This is a genomic window from Anabaena sp. UHCC 0399, from assembly GCF_034931465.1.
GTDB lineage: Bacteria > Cyanobacteriota > Cyanobacteriia > Cyanobacteriales > Nostocaceae > Trichormus > Trichormus minutissimus.
The window spans coordinates 42,101-60,348 of sequence record NZ_JAYGGZ010000020.1; the positions used below are offsets into that span (position 1 = coordinate 42,101).

The window sequence follows — 18,248 nt, forward strand, 5'->3', positions numbered from 1 at the left end:
TATCAGTTGAGTTGGGGTTTAAATCCCAGACTCCAACTGTCTTTAATTTTGAATTTTGTTAGCGCAGCGTAAAGCCTTCGGCATAGCTTCGCTTAGAGCGAGTCCGCGTTCGCGCAGCGTCTCGTAGAGAGCGTCATTTTGAATTGTTTAATTGTTAATTCCCTGTCACCTATCCCCTAATTCTCTCCAAACACGAAAAAACCCGGCTGAACCGGGCAGATGCTTTTGGTCGAATTTTTCAGGATGACTATAGTTTGGAATCACAAGTTAGTGGGCAAGCTGCATATACAGTGGTCTGCATCTGCTCTGCTTCTCCTCCGTGCAACCAGCTTAACCATTGAATTTCTTTTGGATGTACACCCTTAAAGGTCAGCACACCTGCCGCAATCAATACAGCCATGACATTCAACATAATCAAGCCGCCTGCAACAAGTAAAACTGCGCTAACAGGCATTACAGATTGCAGCACAATTGACAACAAACATCCGACAGTAGCCATCAACACAACTAATGGAAATCCGACAACCAACAAGCATACTGCCAATGTAAAAGTCCATATCAAAAAACTTTTAATCATCAACAAGGAGTAGGTCTTTCCGAGATTAGAACTCTGAGCCAAAACCATAACGTTTCCTCCTAAGTACACAGCAAAATTTATTTTCAGTAATATCTCGCTTTTGGCAAGCAACTGAATGATTCAATGAAGTTTCAGTATATAAAACCAGTCCGAGAAAATGAGCGTTTATTTATTAAACTTTACAATTAATTTTTTGCAACTATGAATGTAAATTTAAGTTCACATTTCATCATAAATCTCGCTTTCGATATCTGTCTTGAGGAATAGTGGACAAAAGTCATTTGACCAAAAAGTTTGATTCCAACTCTTGAGTTAGATTTTGCTTAACATTTCTTATGAAAAATGCCGATGCTTCTCATAATTCTCTCAGGTCGCTCAACAAATTATCTACAGATGATTCTGCTGTTAATTGCTAGTTACTTATAGTCGCCATAGATAAAGTCCTCTCATTTAAGATTCATATTCCTAATTCACATCAAATTTTTGCGTAAAAAAAATACTTTACTTTAACAATATATTTACTGAGGTTTTTTAGGAAACTCTTAGGATAAACCAGTTTAGATAGGAGGTTACAATTTTTTCTTTTATAAATTAACGTCATAAGTTATACAAATATCTAGACAAGATGTAACGAAATATTACTAAAAGCTGCCAATTAATCAGAAACCTAAAATTGGATTACTGAGAAGCTTCAGAACGTTTTACCTCGTCTTTTTCTTCATTGAATAGTTCAACTGCGAGATATTAAAGATATATGACAGAATCACAGCACCCATCGAATCCCAATCCTGTTGTTGCCCGGAATGTGCCACCAGCACCGCCACTACCGCCACCACCACCTACAGTCATGACGCAACGCCAACATACACAAACTTTGGATATGTCGTCAGTTAATAGAAGTGCTGGACAAGCTGTACCACCACCCCCAAGTCCTGCACCTGCGGCGGCTCATCGTCCTGGAACTCCGCCACCAATGCCTGTTGCTAGTAGTGCTACCACTTCGGGGCTAACTTTAGCGGAAATTATTAAAGAAGCGTTTGATAATGGATATTCTGATATTCACTTGGGAGTAGGTGAAATACCTCGCTTCCGTAGCCGAGGAGAAATTAGCCCAACTGATTATCCAGAAACCGACAAACCAACTTTCATGAGTTGGTTACGAGAGATCATAACTGAGCCGGAAATTCAACGATTTCAAGAACACTTGGAATTTGATGGTGCTACCCAATATGAATTTGCCCGTGTACGGATTAACGTCTTTGACTCTCTCAAAGGCCATGCAATGGTACTACGGTTGATTCCTTTAAAAATCCTATCTATTGATCAGTTGAGATTACCTCCCATATTTAGAGATATTTGTCATTATCACAAAGGCTTAATTTTGGTGACTGGGCCTACTGGCTCAGGTAAATCGACAACGATGGCAGCTATGATTGATTACATCAATAGGGAAATGCCTAAACACATTATTACTATTGAAGACCCAGTAGAATTTGTGCATCAAAGCCGTAAGTCTTTAGTTAAGCAACGGGAAGTAGGAATGCACACCCGAAAATTCGACAATGCTTTAAAAGCAGCCTTACGGGAAGATCCAGATTTAATTCTGGTGGGTGAAATGCGGGACAAAGAAACAGTCAACACAGCCTTAAAAGCGGCTCAGACTGGTCACTTAGTGATGGGAACGCTACACACCAATAGTGCAGTAAAAACTATTGAACGGATTTTGAACCTGTATTCAGGTGAAGAACAAGATGCCATGCGAGTAGCACTGGCTGAATCTTTAGTAGCAGTTATTGCCCAAGGTTTGTGTCGGACAACCGACGGTAAGCGGGCAGCTTTCCATGATGTCCTGATTAATACAGAGGCAGTCAAAGAATGGGTCAAAGATGGTAAGTATGATGAAATTACCGAATTGATGAAGCAAGCTGGTTTTGACGGTATGATTACGATGAATCAGTCATTGCTCAACCTCTATCAAGAGGGTCGCATCACTGAAGAAACAGCCTTAGAAATGTCGCCAACACCTAACGAAATGGCTCAATTCCTTCGAGGACGAGTCTAAGAGAGTAGGGGTGTAGGGGTGTATGGGTATAAGGGTGTATAAGAAAGAAATTTTACCCCAATGCCCCATACCCCATGCCCCATGCCCAATTCCGAGAACTAACTAATTAACTTGATTACAGATAAACTATTTCAACCTCAGTTATTTAAGGGAATTGCCCTATTTACACCGGGAGGAGATTTAATTTACTGCATCGACTCGAACAAGCAAGGTCGATGGCATTCGCATTTATGTACCGCTTTACAAGAAATTCTCGACTTACCAGAACCGCCTCACTTTCTAGTTCCTTGTTATACAGCCACAATAGACCACTGGTTAGATCCGCAAACGCAGCAGGTGAAAACCTTTGCGGAAGCTTACCCGGTGGTAATGAAACATCAAGCTGTACTGAACGCGATTTTTGACACAGGTGAATTGGTTTGGCAACCTGCACCTTGGCAAGATGGTTTGTGCGATCGCATGGTATTGTCCACTTATCGCGCTGCATTTCCCCAACTCTGGGAAGACCACGACTTAATTATCAATTTAGACCTTTCCGAACCAGTCCCAAGATATCATCCCCCAGCTAAGGCAGTACAAAAAGCCCAAATTAAAACCTATGTTCTGCGTTTGTTCGTCGCCGGACACAGTGCTAACACAGAGCGTATCCTCAAGAATTTACATGAACAATTAGAGCGATCGCTAGGATATCCTTACACAATGAAAGTGATTGATGTCTTAACTAATCCAGAACAGGCAGAAATCGATCAAGTATCCGCCACCCCAACCCTAGTCAAAGTTTGGCCTCACCCAATTCGCCGTCTAGTTGGTGACTTAGATAACGCAGAAAAAATACTCCAAATGCTAGGAGCAAAAGATAAACTCTAATTGGCTCTCCCTGCGTACCTCCGCGTTTAAATTACCACTCTCAATAAGTCAAGAAATCTTGAACATCCGCGAGCTAAATCCAGTTTTCCGGTAAATATTAGCAAGTATCATTCAAACACTCGCTTGTCAATGAGTACATCTTGCATATACTGAGATGTATAGTTAGATAAACTTTTGTAAAGCGAGGACTACGGATGTACATCGTACAGATTGCCTCGGAATGCGCTCCTGTAATTAAGGCAGGAGGTTTGGGGGATGTCGTTTACGGTTTGAGTCGGGAATTAGACATTCGGGGCAATTGCGTGGAACTGATTTTACCCAAGTATGATTGTATGCGCTACGACCATATTTGGGGGCTACATGAGGCTTACTTAAACTTGTCTGTGCCTTGGTATGGTGGGGCAATTCACTGCACCGTGTATTGTGGTTGGGTACATGGGCGAGTCTGTTTCTTCATCGAACCCCACTCTGAAGACAACTTCTTCAATCGCGGTTGCTATTACGGTTGTGATGATGACGATATGCGCTTTGCCTTCTTCAGCAAAGCCGCTTTAGAATTTCTCCATCAAAGCAATAAGCGTCCTGACATCATCCATTGCCATGATTGGCAAACAGGGTTAGTTCCCGTCATGCTCTATGAGATTTACAAATATCATGGCATGGATCATCAACGAGTTTGCTACACCATTCACAACTTTAAGCATCAAGGAATTGGTGGTGTCAAAACTCTCTGGGCTACAGGTTTAAATCGAGAGTCCTATTACTTCCAATCCGACAAGTTGCAAGACGACTTTAACCCCTTCGCTTTGAACTATATGAAAGGGGGAATTGTTTACTCAAATGCAGTCACCACAGTTTCGCCTAACCACGCCTTAGAAGCTCAACATACAGAAGTTGGCTGTGGTTTAGGTCATACTTTGCATTTGCACCGAGAAAAATTTAAAGGGGTGCTGAACGGTATAGATTACGATTTTTGGAATCCAGAAATTGACCGTTACATATCCCACAACTATAACGAAGATGATTTTGAACAAAAACTATATAACAAAAAAGCTTTGCGCGAGCAACTATTGCTCCGCCCCTCAGATAAACCAATCATCGCCTACATTGGGAGATTAGATCATCAAAAAGGTGTCCATCTTGTCCACCATGCAATTTATCATGCTTTGAATAAAGAAGCACAATTTGTATTACTAGGTTCTGCAACAGAAGCAGGAATTAACGCTCATTTCCGCCATGAAAAAGAATTTTTGAATAATAACCCAGATGTACATTTAGAACTGGGCTTTAATGAAGAATTATCTCACCTCATTTACGCAGGGGCAGATATGATTGTTGTCCCCAGCAATTACGAACCCTGTGGTTTAACCCAGATGATTGGTTTGAAGTACGGTACTGTCCCCATTGTGCGCGGTGTCGGCGGACTTGTGAATACAGTATTTGACCGAGACTACGACCAAAATCACCCACCAGAAAAACGCAATGGTTATGTGTTTTATCAGACCGATAACCAGGCTTTAGAATCAGCCATGAATCGGGCAATTGATTCGTGGTATGAGTCCCCTGAAGAGTTTCAACAATTAGCAATTCAGGGTATGAAGTATGACTACTCATGGAATCAACCAGGAGAAGAATACTTAGAGATTTACGACTGGATTAAATACAGGTGGTAGTTTAATACTTGTCATAAAGTAGCTGTATGAAAACAGCTACTTTTTTATTGGGACAAACTGTGCTATTTAATTTCGATGATTTAACCATACTTCTAAATCACCAACTTCCGAAAAATCAAACAACGCTTCTCCTAAATCTTCTAACTGGTCAGCAGATAAATTCCGAACCCGTTCAATTAATGGCTTACCAATCTCTCTAAAACACCGATTGATTTGACGGAAAATAAAACTTTCTTTACCTTTTTTTTCCTTGTTACAAAATATCTTGATAGATTATAGACTCTTTCTCGCTTAACTTCACCAGTCCTCTAGGTTGCCCTAGCGATGGAATAGTTATTTACATGGAAGCCCCATAACACAAAGACTGATTGCTAAAAATAAAGTATGTTAGGTAAGTTCATATTGCCATTTTCAGCAAACACACTGTTAATATTTAAACCAAAATAGTTCACAAACCTTTTGATTACTAAATCCTGCAAAAATTGTAATTTTTCGGTTTTATTAATAACTCTACTGTATTTTAGTGTTGGTGAAGTTACTGGCTGTCCTAGTAAATCACCATTATATATTCGTTGCCCTGAATGTAACCTGATACAAGTAGTATTAGTCATCATTAGCGTTAATAACATATCATTAAATGGTAAACTTTTACTCCAGATATTTAGTATTCCTTCAATCTGGGCAATAAAACTATTTCTCATATCGTTATATATTAAAATATCATTAGATGAGTTATCTCTACCAGTTCTCAGATATTCTAAACACATTAAGAATTCGCAATGACCGTTTCTAAACACTTGAATTCTATGACCAAGTTTGTTTTGCCCTTCATTTGGTAATTCTTGATTAATAATTCCGTATTCATTTGGTACTGTATTATATTGATTCAAATTATCTGAAAACATAGAATAGCCATTAAACTCAGGTAACCTCAAGCTATTGATTAGGTTATATAAGTCTGGCGTTAAAGGATCAATACTGTCTTCATAAATATGAAGAGGTGTAAAACTTGTTATAAACCAGAGTTTATTGCCAGAGAAACTAATCCATGATTTTTCTCTAGATTCAATAAAATTGGAATTATCAATTGAACTAATAGAAATGTTGTTGTGACTCAGTTGATTAGAAACCCAATTTTCATGCTCTGACTTGATAATTCTTAATTTTTCTATTGTCCATTCTTCTTCGTTCTTGTCGATTAATGTATGATGTGTTGGACATAAAAGAATTAGATTATCGTATTCATTTCTTTGTTCAGAAATAAGGTGACTATCTCCGCGAGGGCCTTGAAGTGAATCAGCAATAATATGAGCCATTTCACCTAGTACGCTTTTTGAACCAACAGGTGTTAATTCAATTTTGCAAATAGCACATCGATTTCCAGAACGACCCCAAAGTATTTTTACGTCTTTCTCTTTCATATTTGATTTCTACATTGTCCTTTGTACCTTCATGTTTGATTGAAAAAAACAGCCGCCTCCTTTGTGGAAGCAGCTGTTTTTTAAACTTATGTGACTACAGAATATTAGTAATCGAAGTCACCGCCGCCAGCACCAGCCGCAGCAGGTGCGCCGTCTTTAGGTTCTGGCTTGTCAACAACGATGCACTCGGTTGTCAACACCATTCCAGCGATAGAAGCAGCGTTTTGCAGAGCAGAACGAGTTACTTTCGCGGGGTCAACAATACCAGCATCGAACATATCTACGAATTCGTTGGTTGCAGCATTGAAACCAACATTGAATGCTTTTTCTTTGACGCGTTCAGCAATAACAGCACCATTCTGACCTGCGTTTTCAGCAATTCTCTTCAGAGGTGCGGGTAATGCACGAGCGACAATCAAAGCACCAGTCAACTCTTCATCTTTGAGGTTGCTGTTAGCCCAAGCTTCTAAGTCTGGGGTGAGGTGAGCATAAGTTGTACCACCACCAGGAACGATACCTTCTTCAACAGCAGCCTTGGTTGCGTTGATAGCATCTTCTAGGCGGAGCTTTTTGTCTTTCATTTCGGTTTCGGTAGCTGCGCCCACTTTTACCACAGCTACACCACCAGAGAGTTTAGCCAAACGCTCTTGGAGTTTTTCTTTGTCGTAGGAAGATTCGGTTTCTTCCAGTTGACGACGAATTTGTTCTACACGAGCCTTAACAGCAACGTCGTTACCTTCAGCCACAATTGTGGTGCTGTCTTTGGTAATGGTGACGCGGCGAGCTTTACCCAGGCTTTCTAGCTTGGTGTTGTCCAGCTTCAGACCAGCATCTTCGGTGATTAATTGACCGCCGGTGAGGATGGCGATATCTTCTAGCATAGCCTTGCGGCGATCGCCAAAACCAGGAGCTTTTACAGCCGCAACGTTGAGTACACCGCGTAGACGGTTAACTACTAGGGTTGCTAAAGCTTCTTTTTCGATATCTTCAGCGATAATCACCAGAGGACGACCAGCGCGAGCTACTTGCTCTAGAACTGGTACTAAATCTTGTACCAGCGCAATTTTCTTATCTGTCAACAACAGGTAAGGCTCATCAAAAATCGCTTCCATCCGTTCTGGGTCGGTGGCGAAGTAGGGAGAGATATAGCCTTTGTCAAAGCGCATCCCTTCGGTAATTTCCAATTCGGTAGTTACAGACTTACCTTCTTCTAGAGAGATAACGCCTTCTTTACCTACTTTGTCCATTGCTTGGGCAATCATCTGACCGACTTCATCGTCGTTACCAGCAGAGATTGACCCAACTTGAGCGATCGCCTTAGAATCTTCTACAGGGCGAGCGTGTTCTTTAATTTTTTCTACCAAAAAGTTGGTAGCTTTATCAATACCGCGTTTCAATAGGATTGCGTTAGCACCTGCTGCTACGTTCCGCAAACCTTCTTTAACAATGGCATGAGCCAATACAGTCGCGGTGGTTGTACCATCGCCTGCTGCGTCGTTAGTTTTAGATGCAGCTTGACGAATCAAAGCAACACCAGTGTTTTCAATATGATCTTCTAATTCGATTTCTTTAGCGATGGTGACACCATCGTTAACGATTTGGGGCGCGCCAAATTTCTTTTCTAGAACTACGTTACGACCTTTGGGGCCAAGGGTAACAGCTACAGCCTCAGCTAGAATGTCAATACCACGCTCTAAGGCGCGACGGGCGTTTTCGTTGTAAATAATGCGCTTTGCCATAGGTGTCTCAATCTCAGGAAGTTATGTCAAATTGGTCTGGAATAATTGATTGGAGGTTGGGCATTGGGCATTGGTTTTGATTCTTATGACCTATGCGCCATTCCCAATTAGTTCACGACTGCTAAAATGTCTTTTTCGGAAAGCAGTACGTATTCTTCAGTTCCGAGCTTGACATCTGTGCCAGCGTACTTGGAGTACAGCACTTTATCGCCAACTTTTACTTCCAATTCTTGACGGCTACCGTCGTCATTACGCTTGCCAGGGCCAAGGGCGACTACTTCACCTACTTGGGGCTTTTCTTTCGCGGTGTCGGGTAAATAAAGACCACCGGCGGTTTTTTCTTCAGACGCGCTCACTTTTACGAAAACGCGATCGCCTAAAGGTTTTACTGTGGATACACTTAGAGATACAGCTGCCATATTTTTTATTTCTCCAGAGTTAGCACTCTCAACTCCTGAGTGCTAATCTATCGAAAACCAACCCCCAATGGCAATGTTTTCAGATGTACGGGTTTCCGAACTAGGTAGGAGAGGAGGTGACAGGTGACAGGTGACAGGTGACAGGTGACAGATGACTAGGGTAGATAATATTTCCTATCCCTAAATGCCCAATTACGTTAGCGGAGCGGGACGTTAGTCCATTACGTAAAGCCTGCGGCATAGCTGCGCTTAGAGCGTAGCCCATTACGAATTACGTTAGCGTTCACGGAGTGTCTGTCTCCGACACGCTGCGCGTTGGCGTAGCCTCTCGGAGAGAACGTAGAGAAGTCCATTACAAATTATCAGTCCCCGTATATACACTCCGTATTAATTCCGTAAGTAAAAATCCTTAATTATTAGTATTTTTCAGGTTCTTTTCCATAAGTTACGAATATTTTTATATGGTCAACTTTATTTGCAAAGTGGGGAAATTAGTATAGAACAGTAATCAGCGAACCGCTTGATGAGTAACAATACAGTGACCTGGTGCAACAAAATACAAGTTTTTTACTTGCGAGTTTGTTGTTCTAGATAGATAATAGTTGTCTACCCGGATAGTGTCTGGTATCGCCAAGCAAACCCGGAGGTTATTGAGCGGATCGTCCAAGAACACTTGATAGGCATAATGGTGGTGAAAGAATATGCGTTTTTAACCCATCCTTTGCCAACAACTCCCCTACTTACTTGTAAACATCTTAAGATTAAGGCTGAACATCGGCAGGGTATTGTAGAGTAGTAAGCCAATGGAAGTGCGGGTTGTTTGACACCTAGGGTCATCATAAGCCAACACTTACTGAGTGAACTAGTGTGAACTAGAAAGATTATTATTTAATCAGTGTTTTTTCACCCGCCACTTTCAAAGGGATATATAATAGCGCATTATAAATACTACTGCTCTACGTATCCTTACTGGAATATTGCTAATGAGCTAGCAGTCTTACAGAAAGTGGAAACTAATTGTGAGACTTCAAGTTAAGCAAGGGTAAGTTAAGTGGGAAAAATGACAACATCTCAACAATCCACCATATAAGGATAACCATTCAAGACCTTGATGGATCGAAGCGCGACAAGTGCCACTGCTATGAAAGAGCCCAGCATGAAAGATCACAAACGACTTCTACTTATTGATGACGACCCTAACCTCATCTTGCTGGTGAAGGACTATCTGGAATTCAGAGGATATGAAGTCATCACCGCAGAAAATGGTCGAGAAGCTTTAGAGATTCTCGAACATGATGTTCCAGACATGATCATCTGTGACGTGATGATGCCGGAAATGGATGGATATACCTTTGTAGAACAAGTCCGGCAAAACGAACGCACCAGTTGGATTCCTGTCCTTTTCCTGTCGGCCAAAGGGCAAAGTGCAGACCGAGTTAAAGGTCTAAATAAAGGCGCGGATGTCTATATGGTCAAGCCTTTTGAACCAGAAGAACTCGTAGCGCAGGTAGAATCTTCCCTGAAGCAAACTATCCGTTGGAAGGAACACCAAACCAAAGGAGGAGAAAACGGTTCTCGTATCCAAGTTCCCTTCGATGTGCAATTAACTCCAACTGAGCTGAAGGTAGTGCAGTTTGTAGCTAGAGGTCTAGCTAACAGAGAAATCGCTGAAGAATTAAATGTTAGTCAGCGTACCGTTGAAAGCCACGTTTCTAATATGTTGGGCAAAACCAATCTCCACAACCGCACTGAATTAGCGCGGTGGGCGATTGAAAATCAAATGGCGTAAATAGCTATCAGCCTTCAGCCGTCAGCTTTACCATAATGAACTGACTGCTGACAGCTGATAGCTTAACCTATTAAGTCCTGTAGTTTAAGGGTAGATTGGTGAAAACTTGGGGTCGCCAATCTTCATTTATTTTGTGGTTATCCCTGTCGAAGTGTAGGTATTATCGCATTAAATTTGGTACGTAAAAAGAGAAAAGAGCGATCATAGACAAACCCAAATTAGGGAGTATCTTCAATGTTTCATTTCATTTTTAAACGCAGAAGGGCGTAAATGTGTCACGCGAACCATCTGTGTTCTATTTTAAAACCTGGGATACTCCCACCTTAAATTAAGTATTATAAAAAAACTCTACGGAAATGAACGTATAGTTTAAGGGAATTATATTATTTCTAATAATATTTCCAAATAATACGTAATCCCATTTCTTTAAACTTGTCATGTATGACAACATCTGCAAATTTATTGCCGAAAACTTTAAAGATGACTTAGCAACATGGTTACTAGGTTCACCAACTAAACTAACAGAAATTAGCCCTACAGAATTATCAAACGAACCTATTCGCGCTGATTCGTTAATATTGATGCAATCAGATGACTTAGTTCTCCATACTGAGTTTCAAACCGACGCAGATGAAAATATACCCTTTCGGATGTTAGATTATCGAGTGAGGTTGTATCGCCGTTTTCCTCAAAAACAAATGCGTCAAGTAGTGATTTATTTGAGAAAAACAGCTTCACCATTAATCACTAAAACAGATTTTAGATTAGAAACGACTTACCATGAGTTTGAGGTAATACGTCTATGGGAACAACCGACAGATAGGTTTATTGCTGCTCCCGGTTTGTTGCCCTTTGCCGTCCTAAGTCAGACTGAAGATCCTACAATGGTATTAACCCAAGTAGCGAAAGCAGTTGAGGCAATTACAGACCAAAAACTGCAAAGAAACATAGTAGCAGCAACTGCGATTTTAGCAGGCCTTGTCTTAAACAAAGATGTAATTAGCAGAATCTTAAGGAGTGAGATTATGCGTGAATCAGTGATTTATCAAGAAATTCTCCAAGAAGGTAAAGCCGAAGGTAAAGCCGAAGGTAAAGCCGAAACAACAAGAAAGTTGGCTTTAAATTTGCTGGGAATTGGTATGAGTTTAGAGCAAATTGCTCAAGTGACTGAATTATCTCTTGAGCAAGTTCAGACTTTACAAAAAGAGATTTCATAATTTGAAATTTAACTAAACGATAAAACCCGCCAATGCGGGTTTTATTGTCTAATTCTAGAAATTGAGGCTGGTGCTAAAACTCAGCATTTTGCGGTGTGCGAGGGAAAGGAATCACATCACGAATATTACCCATACCTGTCATAAATTGTACGAGTCGTTCAAAACCTAAGCCAAAACCAGCGTGAGGAACAGTACCGTAACGGCGTAAATCCAGATACCACCACAAGTCTTCCGGCTGCATACCTTGCGCTAAAATACGGCGTTCTAGAACATCTAGGCGTTCTTCTCTTTGTGAACCGCCAATAATTTCACCAATTTTCGGTGCAAGGATATCCATTGCACGGACGGTTTTTTCATCGTCATTCAAGCGCATATAGAAGGCTTTTATTTGTGCTGGGTAGTCTGTGACGATGACTGGTTTTTTGAAAAGTTCTTCTGCTAGATAGCGTTCGTGTTCTGATTGTAAATCTAAGCCCCAACTTACAGGATAGTCAAACTTAACATCGGCTTTTTCTAGCAGTTTGATCGCATCTGTGTAAGTTAATCGCTCAAATTGATTGTGAATAATATTTTCGGCTGTTGCTAAGACAGTATTATCAATGCGTTGATTGAAAAATTCCATGTCTTCAGGGCATTTTTCTAAGACATAGCTAAAAATGTGCTTGAGAAACGCCTCAGCTAAATCCATATCGCCTTCTAAATCACAAAAAGCCATTTCAGGCTCAACCATCCAAAATTCAGCCAAGTGGCGGGATGTATTGGAGTTTTCTGCACGGAAGGTAGGGCCGAAGGTATAGACGTTGCTAAACGCCATTGACATCACTTCGGCTTCTAGTTGTCCACTGACGGTTAAGTATGTGGGTTTAGAGAAAAAGTCTTGGCTGTAATCAACTGATTGGGTTTCTGTGCGGGGTATATTCTTTAAATCCAAGCTGGTGACACTAAATAGTTCCCCTGCGCCTTCACAATCGCTAGCGGTAATAATGGGGGTGTGTACCCACAAAAAGCCTCTTTCTTGGAAGAATTGGTGAATGGCTGTTGAACAAGCATTGCGGACACGGAAAACTGCACCAAAGGAATTAGTGCGCGATCGCAAGTGTCCAATATTGCGTAAAAATTCAAAAGAGTGGCGTTTCTTTTGCAATGGGTAGGTTTCGGGATCAGCTTCACCGTAGACTTTCACTGTCTCGGCTTTCAATTCAATACGCTGTCCTTTCCCTTGGGAAGCCACCAGCACGCCATTAACCTCAACTGACGCACCTGTATTTAGTTGTTTTAAAATTGCTTCGTAGTCTGGCAAATCCTGATTGATGACAACTTGCAAATTAGCTAATGATGAGCCGTCATTCACCTCAATAAACGCAAACCCCTTCAAATCGCGCTTCGTTCTTACCCAGCCTTGAACTAGAAGAGACTCATCAGGTTGACCACTTCGCAGTATTTCTGCAATCCTTTGATTTACCATATTTACCCAGCACAGGACTTTAATATCCAGCCTATAATAACGCCCAATCCACCAAAGCGGACAGCTTGCCAGAAAGGTTTCTTGAGACTACGCCAAGAAAATAACTGGCTTTCTAAGTTTAGTTCTAGCACTTCTAACTGTTGTTTGATGTGCCGTAACTCTGCTTTGATTTCTGGTGTTTTATGCTTATTTTCCTGCAATTCGTCCCGACGTTGTTGCCATTGTGCCTGTTGGGTGCGATCGCTGTCTACTTGAGCATAACGTTCTTTTAACAATATCAGCGATCGCTCGACTTCTTCTAGTTCCTGCTCAAAATCCGGTTCTTGATTTTTTCCTGGTGAATGTGGTTGTTTAGGCGGCTTCATATACGGCTAGTAAACTAATATAAAAAATAAGTCTGCCATCTAGAGACTTAAAACTCATTACTCATTACTCAGCACTTAAATATGCTTTCTAAAACCAATCAAATCAATGAATTGAGCGAATTAGAACTAGCCCAAGCCCTCATGGAAAGGCTGAGTATTTCCCCTAACGATTGGCATCGCCTCAAGTCTAACCGCAATTCTCGCGCTAGTGAACAAATTGCAGCTGCAATGGTATTTCTCCTCAAAAACGAACCACAAGAGGCTCTTGCTAGACTAGAACAAGCTGTTGGTTGGTTAGATCGTTCCCTTTCCGCTCCTCCCTGTCCGACTCATGGATATAAGGGACAGGGGACTGGTGACTAGTACCGCTACGCTTGGCTCCAATTCAAAATTCAAAATTAAAGACAATACTAGGGATTGGGAAATTCTTTCCCAATCCCTAGCCTACCGCCTCAAAGACAGACGGGGGCGGTTTTGCATTTGCTTACACAGTCTTAATTCTGTACCTTTGCGATTCCACTCTACTTGATCAAAAATTTGGTGTAGGAGACACATACCTCTGCCATTTTCTGACTCATCAGATGGTAAATAATCTGTTGGGTCTTCATTCTCGCTAGTCACGGGATGAAATCCTTGTCCTTGGTCTGATATCACCCACCAATACTGATTATCTATTAGAGAAAACCGGACTACAACTTTTTTACTGGGATCAAGATTATTGCCATGTTTAGCTGCATTAACTAGGGCTTCTTGGAGTCCTAGCCGCAGTTCGGACTGCAATCTGGAGGGTATTTCCGCCAGCAGTAAATCTAAAATAGGACAAAGGTAAAGCGTTGAGGCGAAACTAAGTGTGCCCCAATAACGTCCCACTGGACGAAGGGAAATGGTTATCACGAGAGAAACCCCATAGCTTTCAGTTAGCTAGACATCAGTTTGCTTTTATATGCACCCTGATAGTGGTTGAGGTAGTCATGCTGCCTTCAAACTTGCGTCTTAATTACTAAATATTGAAAATGCTGGGGAGCATTGACTCTATTGGTGATGTTTGATTGTTGATACATAAAACGGCTTTGAGAAATTATGCTAGTTAAGTTAGCAAGTTGGAAAATCATACAAATTACAAAGGTTTTATATTCTCTTAAAAATCGCCGATTTATACTTTATACAATCTTATTCATTGGTAGCTAGAGTCTATGCAACTTGGGTTTTGTTAACAAAATTATTGTTATTCTTATGTTATTTCAATTTTAGCATTTTTACTATGCAATAGACTACAAATTTGCAATGTAAGTTTTTTGTAAAGGGCTAATTATCCTTGTCAAAGTGTGATAGCACAAGGAAAGCAGCAGCTTCCACATGAGATGTTTGTGGAAAAAAATCGGCGGGTTGGATGCGTTGAATAGTATACAAACCATTTTCACAGAGTAATTTAAGGTCGCGAGCGAGGGTAGCTACTTTACAGCTGACGTAAACGATGCGCGGGGGTTTCGACAATAATAAAGATTCGATGACAGCGCGATCGCATCCCTTACGTGGCGGATCTAGTATGACTACACTCGGTATTATTCCCATATTCGGCAGTAATCTCTCAACTGCGCCCACTTGAAATGTGACATTATGTATACCATTGCGATCGGCATTGACAATCGCCTGTTGTACAGCTTCTGGTTGTAGTTCTAATCCTATGGCTTGGCGTACCTGTTTCGCTAAGGGTAAAGTTAAAGTCCCAATACCACAATAAGCATCAACTAGCACCTCATCACCTTGCAATTTTAATTCTGACTGAATGACTTCTAATAGAGCTTCGGCTGTTTCCGTAGAAACTTGGAAAAATGTATCGGGACGGACTTGAAAATCTAGTCCAGCAAATATTTCTCGCAGATAAGCAACTCCTGCAATGCAACGAGTTTCTGCACCAAAAATGGCATTTGTGCGTCCAGGATTGTAATTTAAGGACACCCCAACTAACAGGGGATATCGCTTCAGCCATGCTTCTGCTTGCTTAGTAATTCCTGGTAAATCTTCATCTTTGACCACCAACGTTAACAAAATTTCACCTGTACGCCGGCCAATGCGTAAACTCAAATGGCGAATTTGTCCTTGATGGCGGGTTTCATCGTAAATTGACCAGCCTTGCTGTTGGATGTCTTGCTTAATTTCCGCCAGTAAAGGATTTAAGCGTACATCTTGGACGGGACATTGATTTAAGTTAACTAATTGGTGGCTACCTTTTTGGTAATAACCAGCTTGTACTTGACCTGTGGGAGAAATATCTAGAGGATAGGTAGCTTTGTTACGATAACCCAAAGGCGAATCTGCCACTAATACGGGATCTACTGTTGGTGTAGTAAAACCACCGATACGTTGTAAAGCTTGGATAACTTGATGACGTTTAGCAACGAGTTGATATTCATAATCAATATGTTGCCACTGACAACCGCCACACTTATCAGCCACAATGCAGCTAGGCCGAATGCGATGAGGAGAAGGTTGTAATAATTCTTTAACTTTGCCGTGAGCGTATTTCGGTTTGACGTGTACCAAGCGTACCAGAGCGCGATCGCCTGGGACAGTATCCGGCACAAACACCACCCGTTCCTCAAAACGCCCTACACCGTCGCCTGTATCGCTCAAATCTGCGATCGTGATCTCTATTAATCCACCCTGTTGCCAAATAGAATTAGTCATTAGTCATTCATCATTAGTCAATATTCATTCTCTCCTGTCACCTGTCACCTGTTCACTGTTCCCTTCCCTCTTCACTTCTGTACCTCCAACTCGTTAAACTAACAAATAATATTTCGCGTGATTTAAATAATCATGACTGTAATTAGCCAAGTTATTCTCAAAGCCGACGACGAACTGCGCTATCCCAGCAGTGGCGAACTCAAGAGCATTAAAGAGTTCTTGCAAACCGGCGAGCAAAGAACACGCATTGCTGCTACCTTAGCGGAAAACGAAAAAAAGATAGTTCAGGAAGCCACCAAAAAACTTTGGCAGAAGCGTCCTGATTTTATCGCACCTGGCGGTAACGCTTACGGTGAAAAACAGCGTGCTTTGTGCATCCGTGACTATGGCTGGTACTTACGCCTAATTACTTATGGTGTACTTGCTGGCGATAAAGAACCAATCGAAAGCATTGGTTTAATTGGAGTGCGGGAAATGTACAACTCCCTAGGTGTTCCTGTTCCTGGAATGGTAGAAGCCATCAATTGTCTGAAAACAGCATCTTTAGACTTACTCAGTGCAGAAGATGCAGCAGCAGCAGCACCTTACTTCGATTACATCATTCAAGCGATGTCATAGTAAAAAGTCTACGCTGGTTCTACAAGTGTGCTTCTGATCTACTAGATTGAGTGTGAAGTATTAACCTCATACATCGATAAAATCTCCAATTTGATCATAACCTCCCCACATCTGGTTGTGGCTCTGGCATAATTTGTGTCAAGTTACCAACTAGATGTGGGGAAATTTTATTGATGTATAGGGATTTAGCAACGTCATTCTTCCCTGCGCCTCTGCTCCCTAGCCTCTTCTTCGACCCCAAACAAAAAGCCGACAACCTTTTTCAAAAGACTGTCGGCAATTAGTGTGTTCCCTATTAATGACTCGGCTAGAGTTCAGTAATGAGCTAATCATCCCAATTTGCCCATTGGCGGGAAACGATCTTAATCATGAATCTATGTGATTGTTATCACTTAGTTTTAACGAAAAGACTGCATTTACTAGTAAAATCTCTAACTTTAGTAAGACAAATTTCTCTAGAATAGCAAAAAGATGTAGTAAAAACTACGAAATCCCGATTTTTTTAATTATCAGTACACGTAGGTAAAAATGAATATTCAGTCTGCTTACTTTTTAATTGGGTCAATTATTTTAGGAACTTTCTTTGGTTGTGCTGTGCCACAACAGGAGCAAGTTGTTCAAAATCCGGTTGTCACACCTAAGCCTGATGCTCCTGAAATCAGTTATAACCCATCTGGGCAACCAGCTACAAAAACTGCCACAATTTATATTGAAGGAGAAAAAACTCCCATTACCCTAAAACTCTACGAAGACTATAAGACTTTATTCACTACATATTTTCCCGATCAGGAGTTTATCGCGGAAGGTGTTAGTTCTGGTGAAGGGACAGGGGTAAAGTTCATCGTCAATTTTGACGGGAGCAAAAATGACAACGCCTATATTAGTGTCTTTTTCCCGAATAATGTCCAAACTATCGAACAACTAGAAAGTTTTGTGAATAGTAAGTCTGGACTCATTGCATCTAATAAATGGAGCATCATCAGTCGGAGTGCAAAAGTCTCCTATCCTTGGGCAAAAGAAAAGATTGATTTCCGCCAAGGACAAGAGATTATCGGTACTGTATACCTTGGTGAACAAAACGGTAAAGTTTTCTATGTAATTAATCATTACCCAGCAGAGTACGGTGATGGATTTGCACCAAGAGCCGATTTGATTTTACAAAACCTAAAGGTTAGTAGTTAAGAAATTGAAGGTAGCACAGCCAAACATTCTTATTTTTTAAAGTTAGCGATCGCATCTTCGCGCGAATCAAGGAAAATTATGATATCTAGCAAGAGGTGAAAGTGAGCCTAAAACATTTCTAAACGATTTACCTTTCTCTAACTGCACATACAGCACAAGTAAATCG

At 41.1% G+C, this 18,248-nt stretch carries 17 protein-coding genes; 8 read left to right on the top strand and 9 right to left on the bottom strand.

All coding sequences use genetic code 11. The features are described from left to right. Positions 1 to 247 precede the first annotated feature (247 nt). Positions 248 to 625: a hypothetical protein gene (locus VB693_RS12885; RefSeq protein WP_190707897.1), complete on the bottom strand. Its 378-nt coding sequence runs from the start codon at positions 623 to 625 to the stop codon at positions 248 to 250. A gap of 706 nt (positions 626 to 1,331) precedes the next feature. Here VB693_RS12885 and VB693_RS12890 point away from each other — a divergent pair. The 3 genes from VB693_RS12890 to glgA all read left to right on the top strand — a co-directional run bounded on the left by VB693_RS12890 (position 1,332) and on the right by glgA (position 5,179). After that, entirely contained in the window at positions 1,332 to 2,639 is a 1,308-nt protein-coding gene (locus VB693_RS12890; protein ID WP_323266621.1) for a type IV pilus twitching motility protein PilT, read from the top strand. A gap of 111 nt (positions 2,640 to 2,750) precedes the next feature. Beyond that, a complete protein-coding gene (locus VB693_RS12895) occupies positions 2,751 to 3,506 on the top strand; it encodes a circadian clock KaiB family protein (RefSeq protein ID WP_323266622.1) in 756 nt (251 codons plus the stop codon). 194 nt (positions 3,507 to 3,700) lie between these two features. Beyond that, entirely contained in the window at positions 3,701 to 5,179 is a 1,479-nt protein-coding gene (gene glgA / locus VB693_RS12900; protein ID WP_323266623.1) for a glycogen synthase GlgA, read from the top strand. A 66-nt stretch (positions 5,180 to 5,245) separates the two neighbouring features. Here the strand turns inward: glgA and VB693_RS12905 are convergent, their stop codons facing one another. From VB693_RS12905 to groES, 4 genes are all read right to left on the bottom strand, one after another. Further along, positions 5,246 to 5,449, bottom strand: coding sequence for a DUF4351 domain-containing protein (locus VB693_RS12905; RefSeq protein ID WP_323266651.1), 204 nt, complete (start codon positions 5,447 to 5,449; stop codon positions 5,246 to 5,248). A gap of 101 nt (positions 5,450 to 5,550) precedes the next feature. After that, the gene (locus tag VB693_RS12910) at positions 5,551 to 6,600 is read right to left on the bottom strand and encodes an HNH endonuclease signature motif containing protein (protein WP_323266624.1); all 1,050 of its coding nucleotides are present in this window, start codon (positions 6,598 to 6,600) and stop codon (positions 5,551 to 5,553) included. A gap of 104 nt (positions 6,601 to 6,704) precedes the next feature. After that, entirely contained in the window at positions 6,705 to 8,339 is a 1,635-nt protein-coding gene (gene groL, locus VB693_RS12915) for a chaperonin GroEL (RefSeq protein ID WP_190707914.1), read from the bottom strand. A 107-nt stretch (positions 8,340 to 8,446) separates the two neighbouring features. Continuing rightward, complete coding sequence (gene groES / locus VB693_RS12920) at positions 8,447 to 8,758, bottom strand: co-chaperone GroES (protein ID WP_190707916.1); 312 nt, start codon at positions 8,756 to 8,758, stop codon at positions 8,447 to 8,449. A 1,111-nt stretch (positions 8,759 to 9,869) separates the two neighbouring features. Here groES and VB693_RS12925 point away from each other — a divergent pair. Then, positions 9,870 to 10,547, top strand: coding sequence for a response regulator transcription factor (locus tag VB693_RS12925; protein WP_237992963.1), 678 nt, complete (start codon positions 9,870 to 9,872; stop codon positions 10,545 to 10,547). Between the two features lie 437 nt (positions 10,548 to 10,984). Then, positions 10,985 to 11,764, top strand: coding sequence for an Rpn family recombination-promoting nuclease/putative transposase (locus VB693_RS12930; RefSeq protein WP_323266625.1), 780 nt, complete (start codon positions 10,985 to 10,987; stop codon positions 11,762 to 11,764). Between the two features lie 73 nt (positions 11,765 to 11,837). Here the strand turns inward: VB693_RS12930 and asnS are convergent, their stop codons facing one another. Then, positions 11,838 to 13,229 (bottom strand): asparagine--tRNA ligase, encoded by a 1,392-nt coding sequence (gene asnS, locus VB693_RS12935; protein WP_323266626.1) that lies wholly within the window; start codon positions 13,227 to 13,229, stop codon positions 11,838 to 11,840. Between the two features lie 2 nt (positions 13,230 to 13,231). Continuing rightward, on the bottom strand, positions 13,232 to 13,594 hold the full coding sequence (locus VB693_RS12940) for a hypothetical protein (RefSeq protein ID WP_323266627.1): 363 nt from the start codon (positions 13,592 to 13,594) through the stop codon (positions 13,232 to 13,234). An 81-nt stretch (positions 13,595 to 13,675) separates the two neighbouring features. Between VB693_RS12940 and VB693_RS12945 the strand changes: the two genes are divergently transcribed. Further along, positions 13,676 to 13,957 carry a DUF6439 family protein gene (locus tag VB693_RS12945; protein ID WP_323266628.1) on the top strand — a complete coding sequence of 94 codons (282 nt, stop codon included), beginning with the start codon at positions 13,676 to 13,678 and terminating at the stop codon, positions 13,955 to 13,957. Positions 13,958 to 14,038: 81 nt separating this feature from the next. Here the strand turns inward: VB693_RS12945 and VB693_RS12950 are convergent, their stop codons facing one another. Both VB693_RS12950 and rlmD read right to left on the bottom strand, forming a co-directional pair. Then, entirely contained in the window at positions 14,039 to 14,488 is a 450-nt protein-coding gene (locus tag VB693_RS12950; protein ID WP_190707929.1) for an ATP-binding protein, read from the bottom strand. Between the two features lie 411 nt (positions 14,489 to 14,899). Beyond that, on the bottom strand, positions 14,900 to 16,282 hold the full coding sequence (rlmD, locus tag VB693_RS12955) for a 23S rRNA (uracil(1939)-C(5))-methyltransferase RlmD (protein WP_323266629.1): 1,383 nt from the start codon (positions 16,280 to 16,282) through the stop codon (positions 14,900 to 14,902). 132 nt (positions 16,283 to 16,414) lie between these two features. Between rlmD and VB693_RS12960 the strand changes: the two genes are divergently transcribed. Continuing rightward, positions 16,415 to 16,900 (top strand): allophycocyanin subunit alpha-B, encoded by a 486-nt coding sequence (locus VB693_RS12960; protein WP_190707934.1) that lies wholly within the window; start codon positions 16,415 to 16,417, stop codon positions 16,898 to 16,900. A 528-nt stretch (positions 16,901 to 17,428) separates the two neighbouring features. Then, positions 17,429 to 18,082 (top strand): hypothetical protein, encoded by a 654-nt coding sequence (locus tag VB693_RS12965; protein ID WP_323266630.1) that lies wholly within the window; start codon positions 17,429 to 17,431, stop codon positions 18,080 to 18,082. Positions 18,083 to 18,248: the final 166 nt, after the last annotated feature.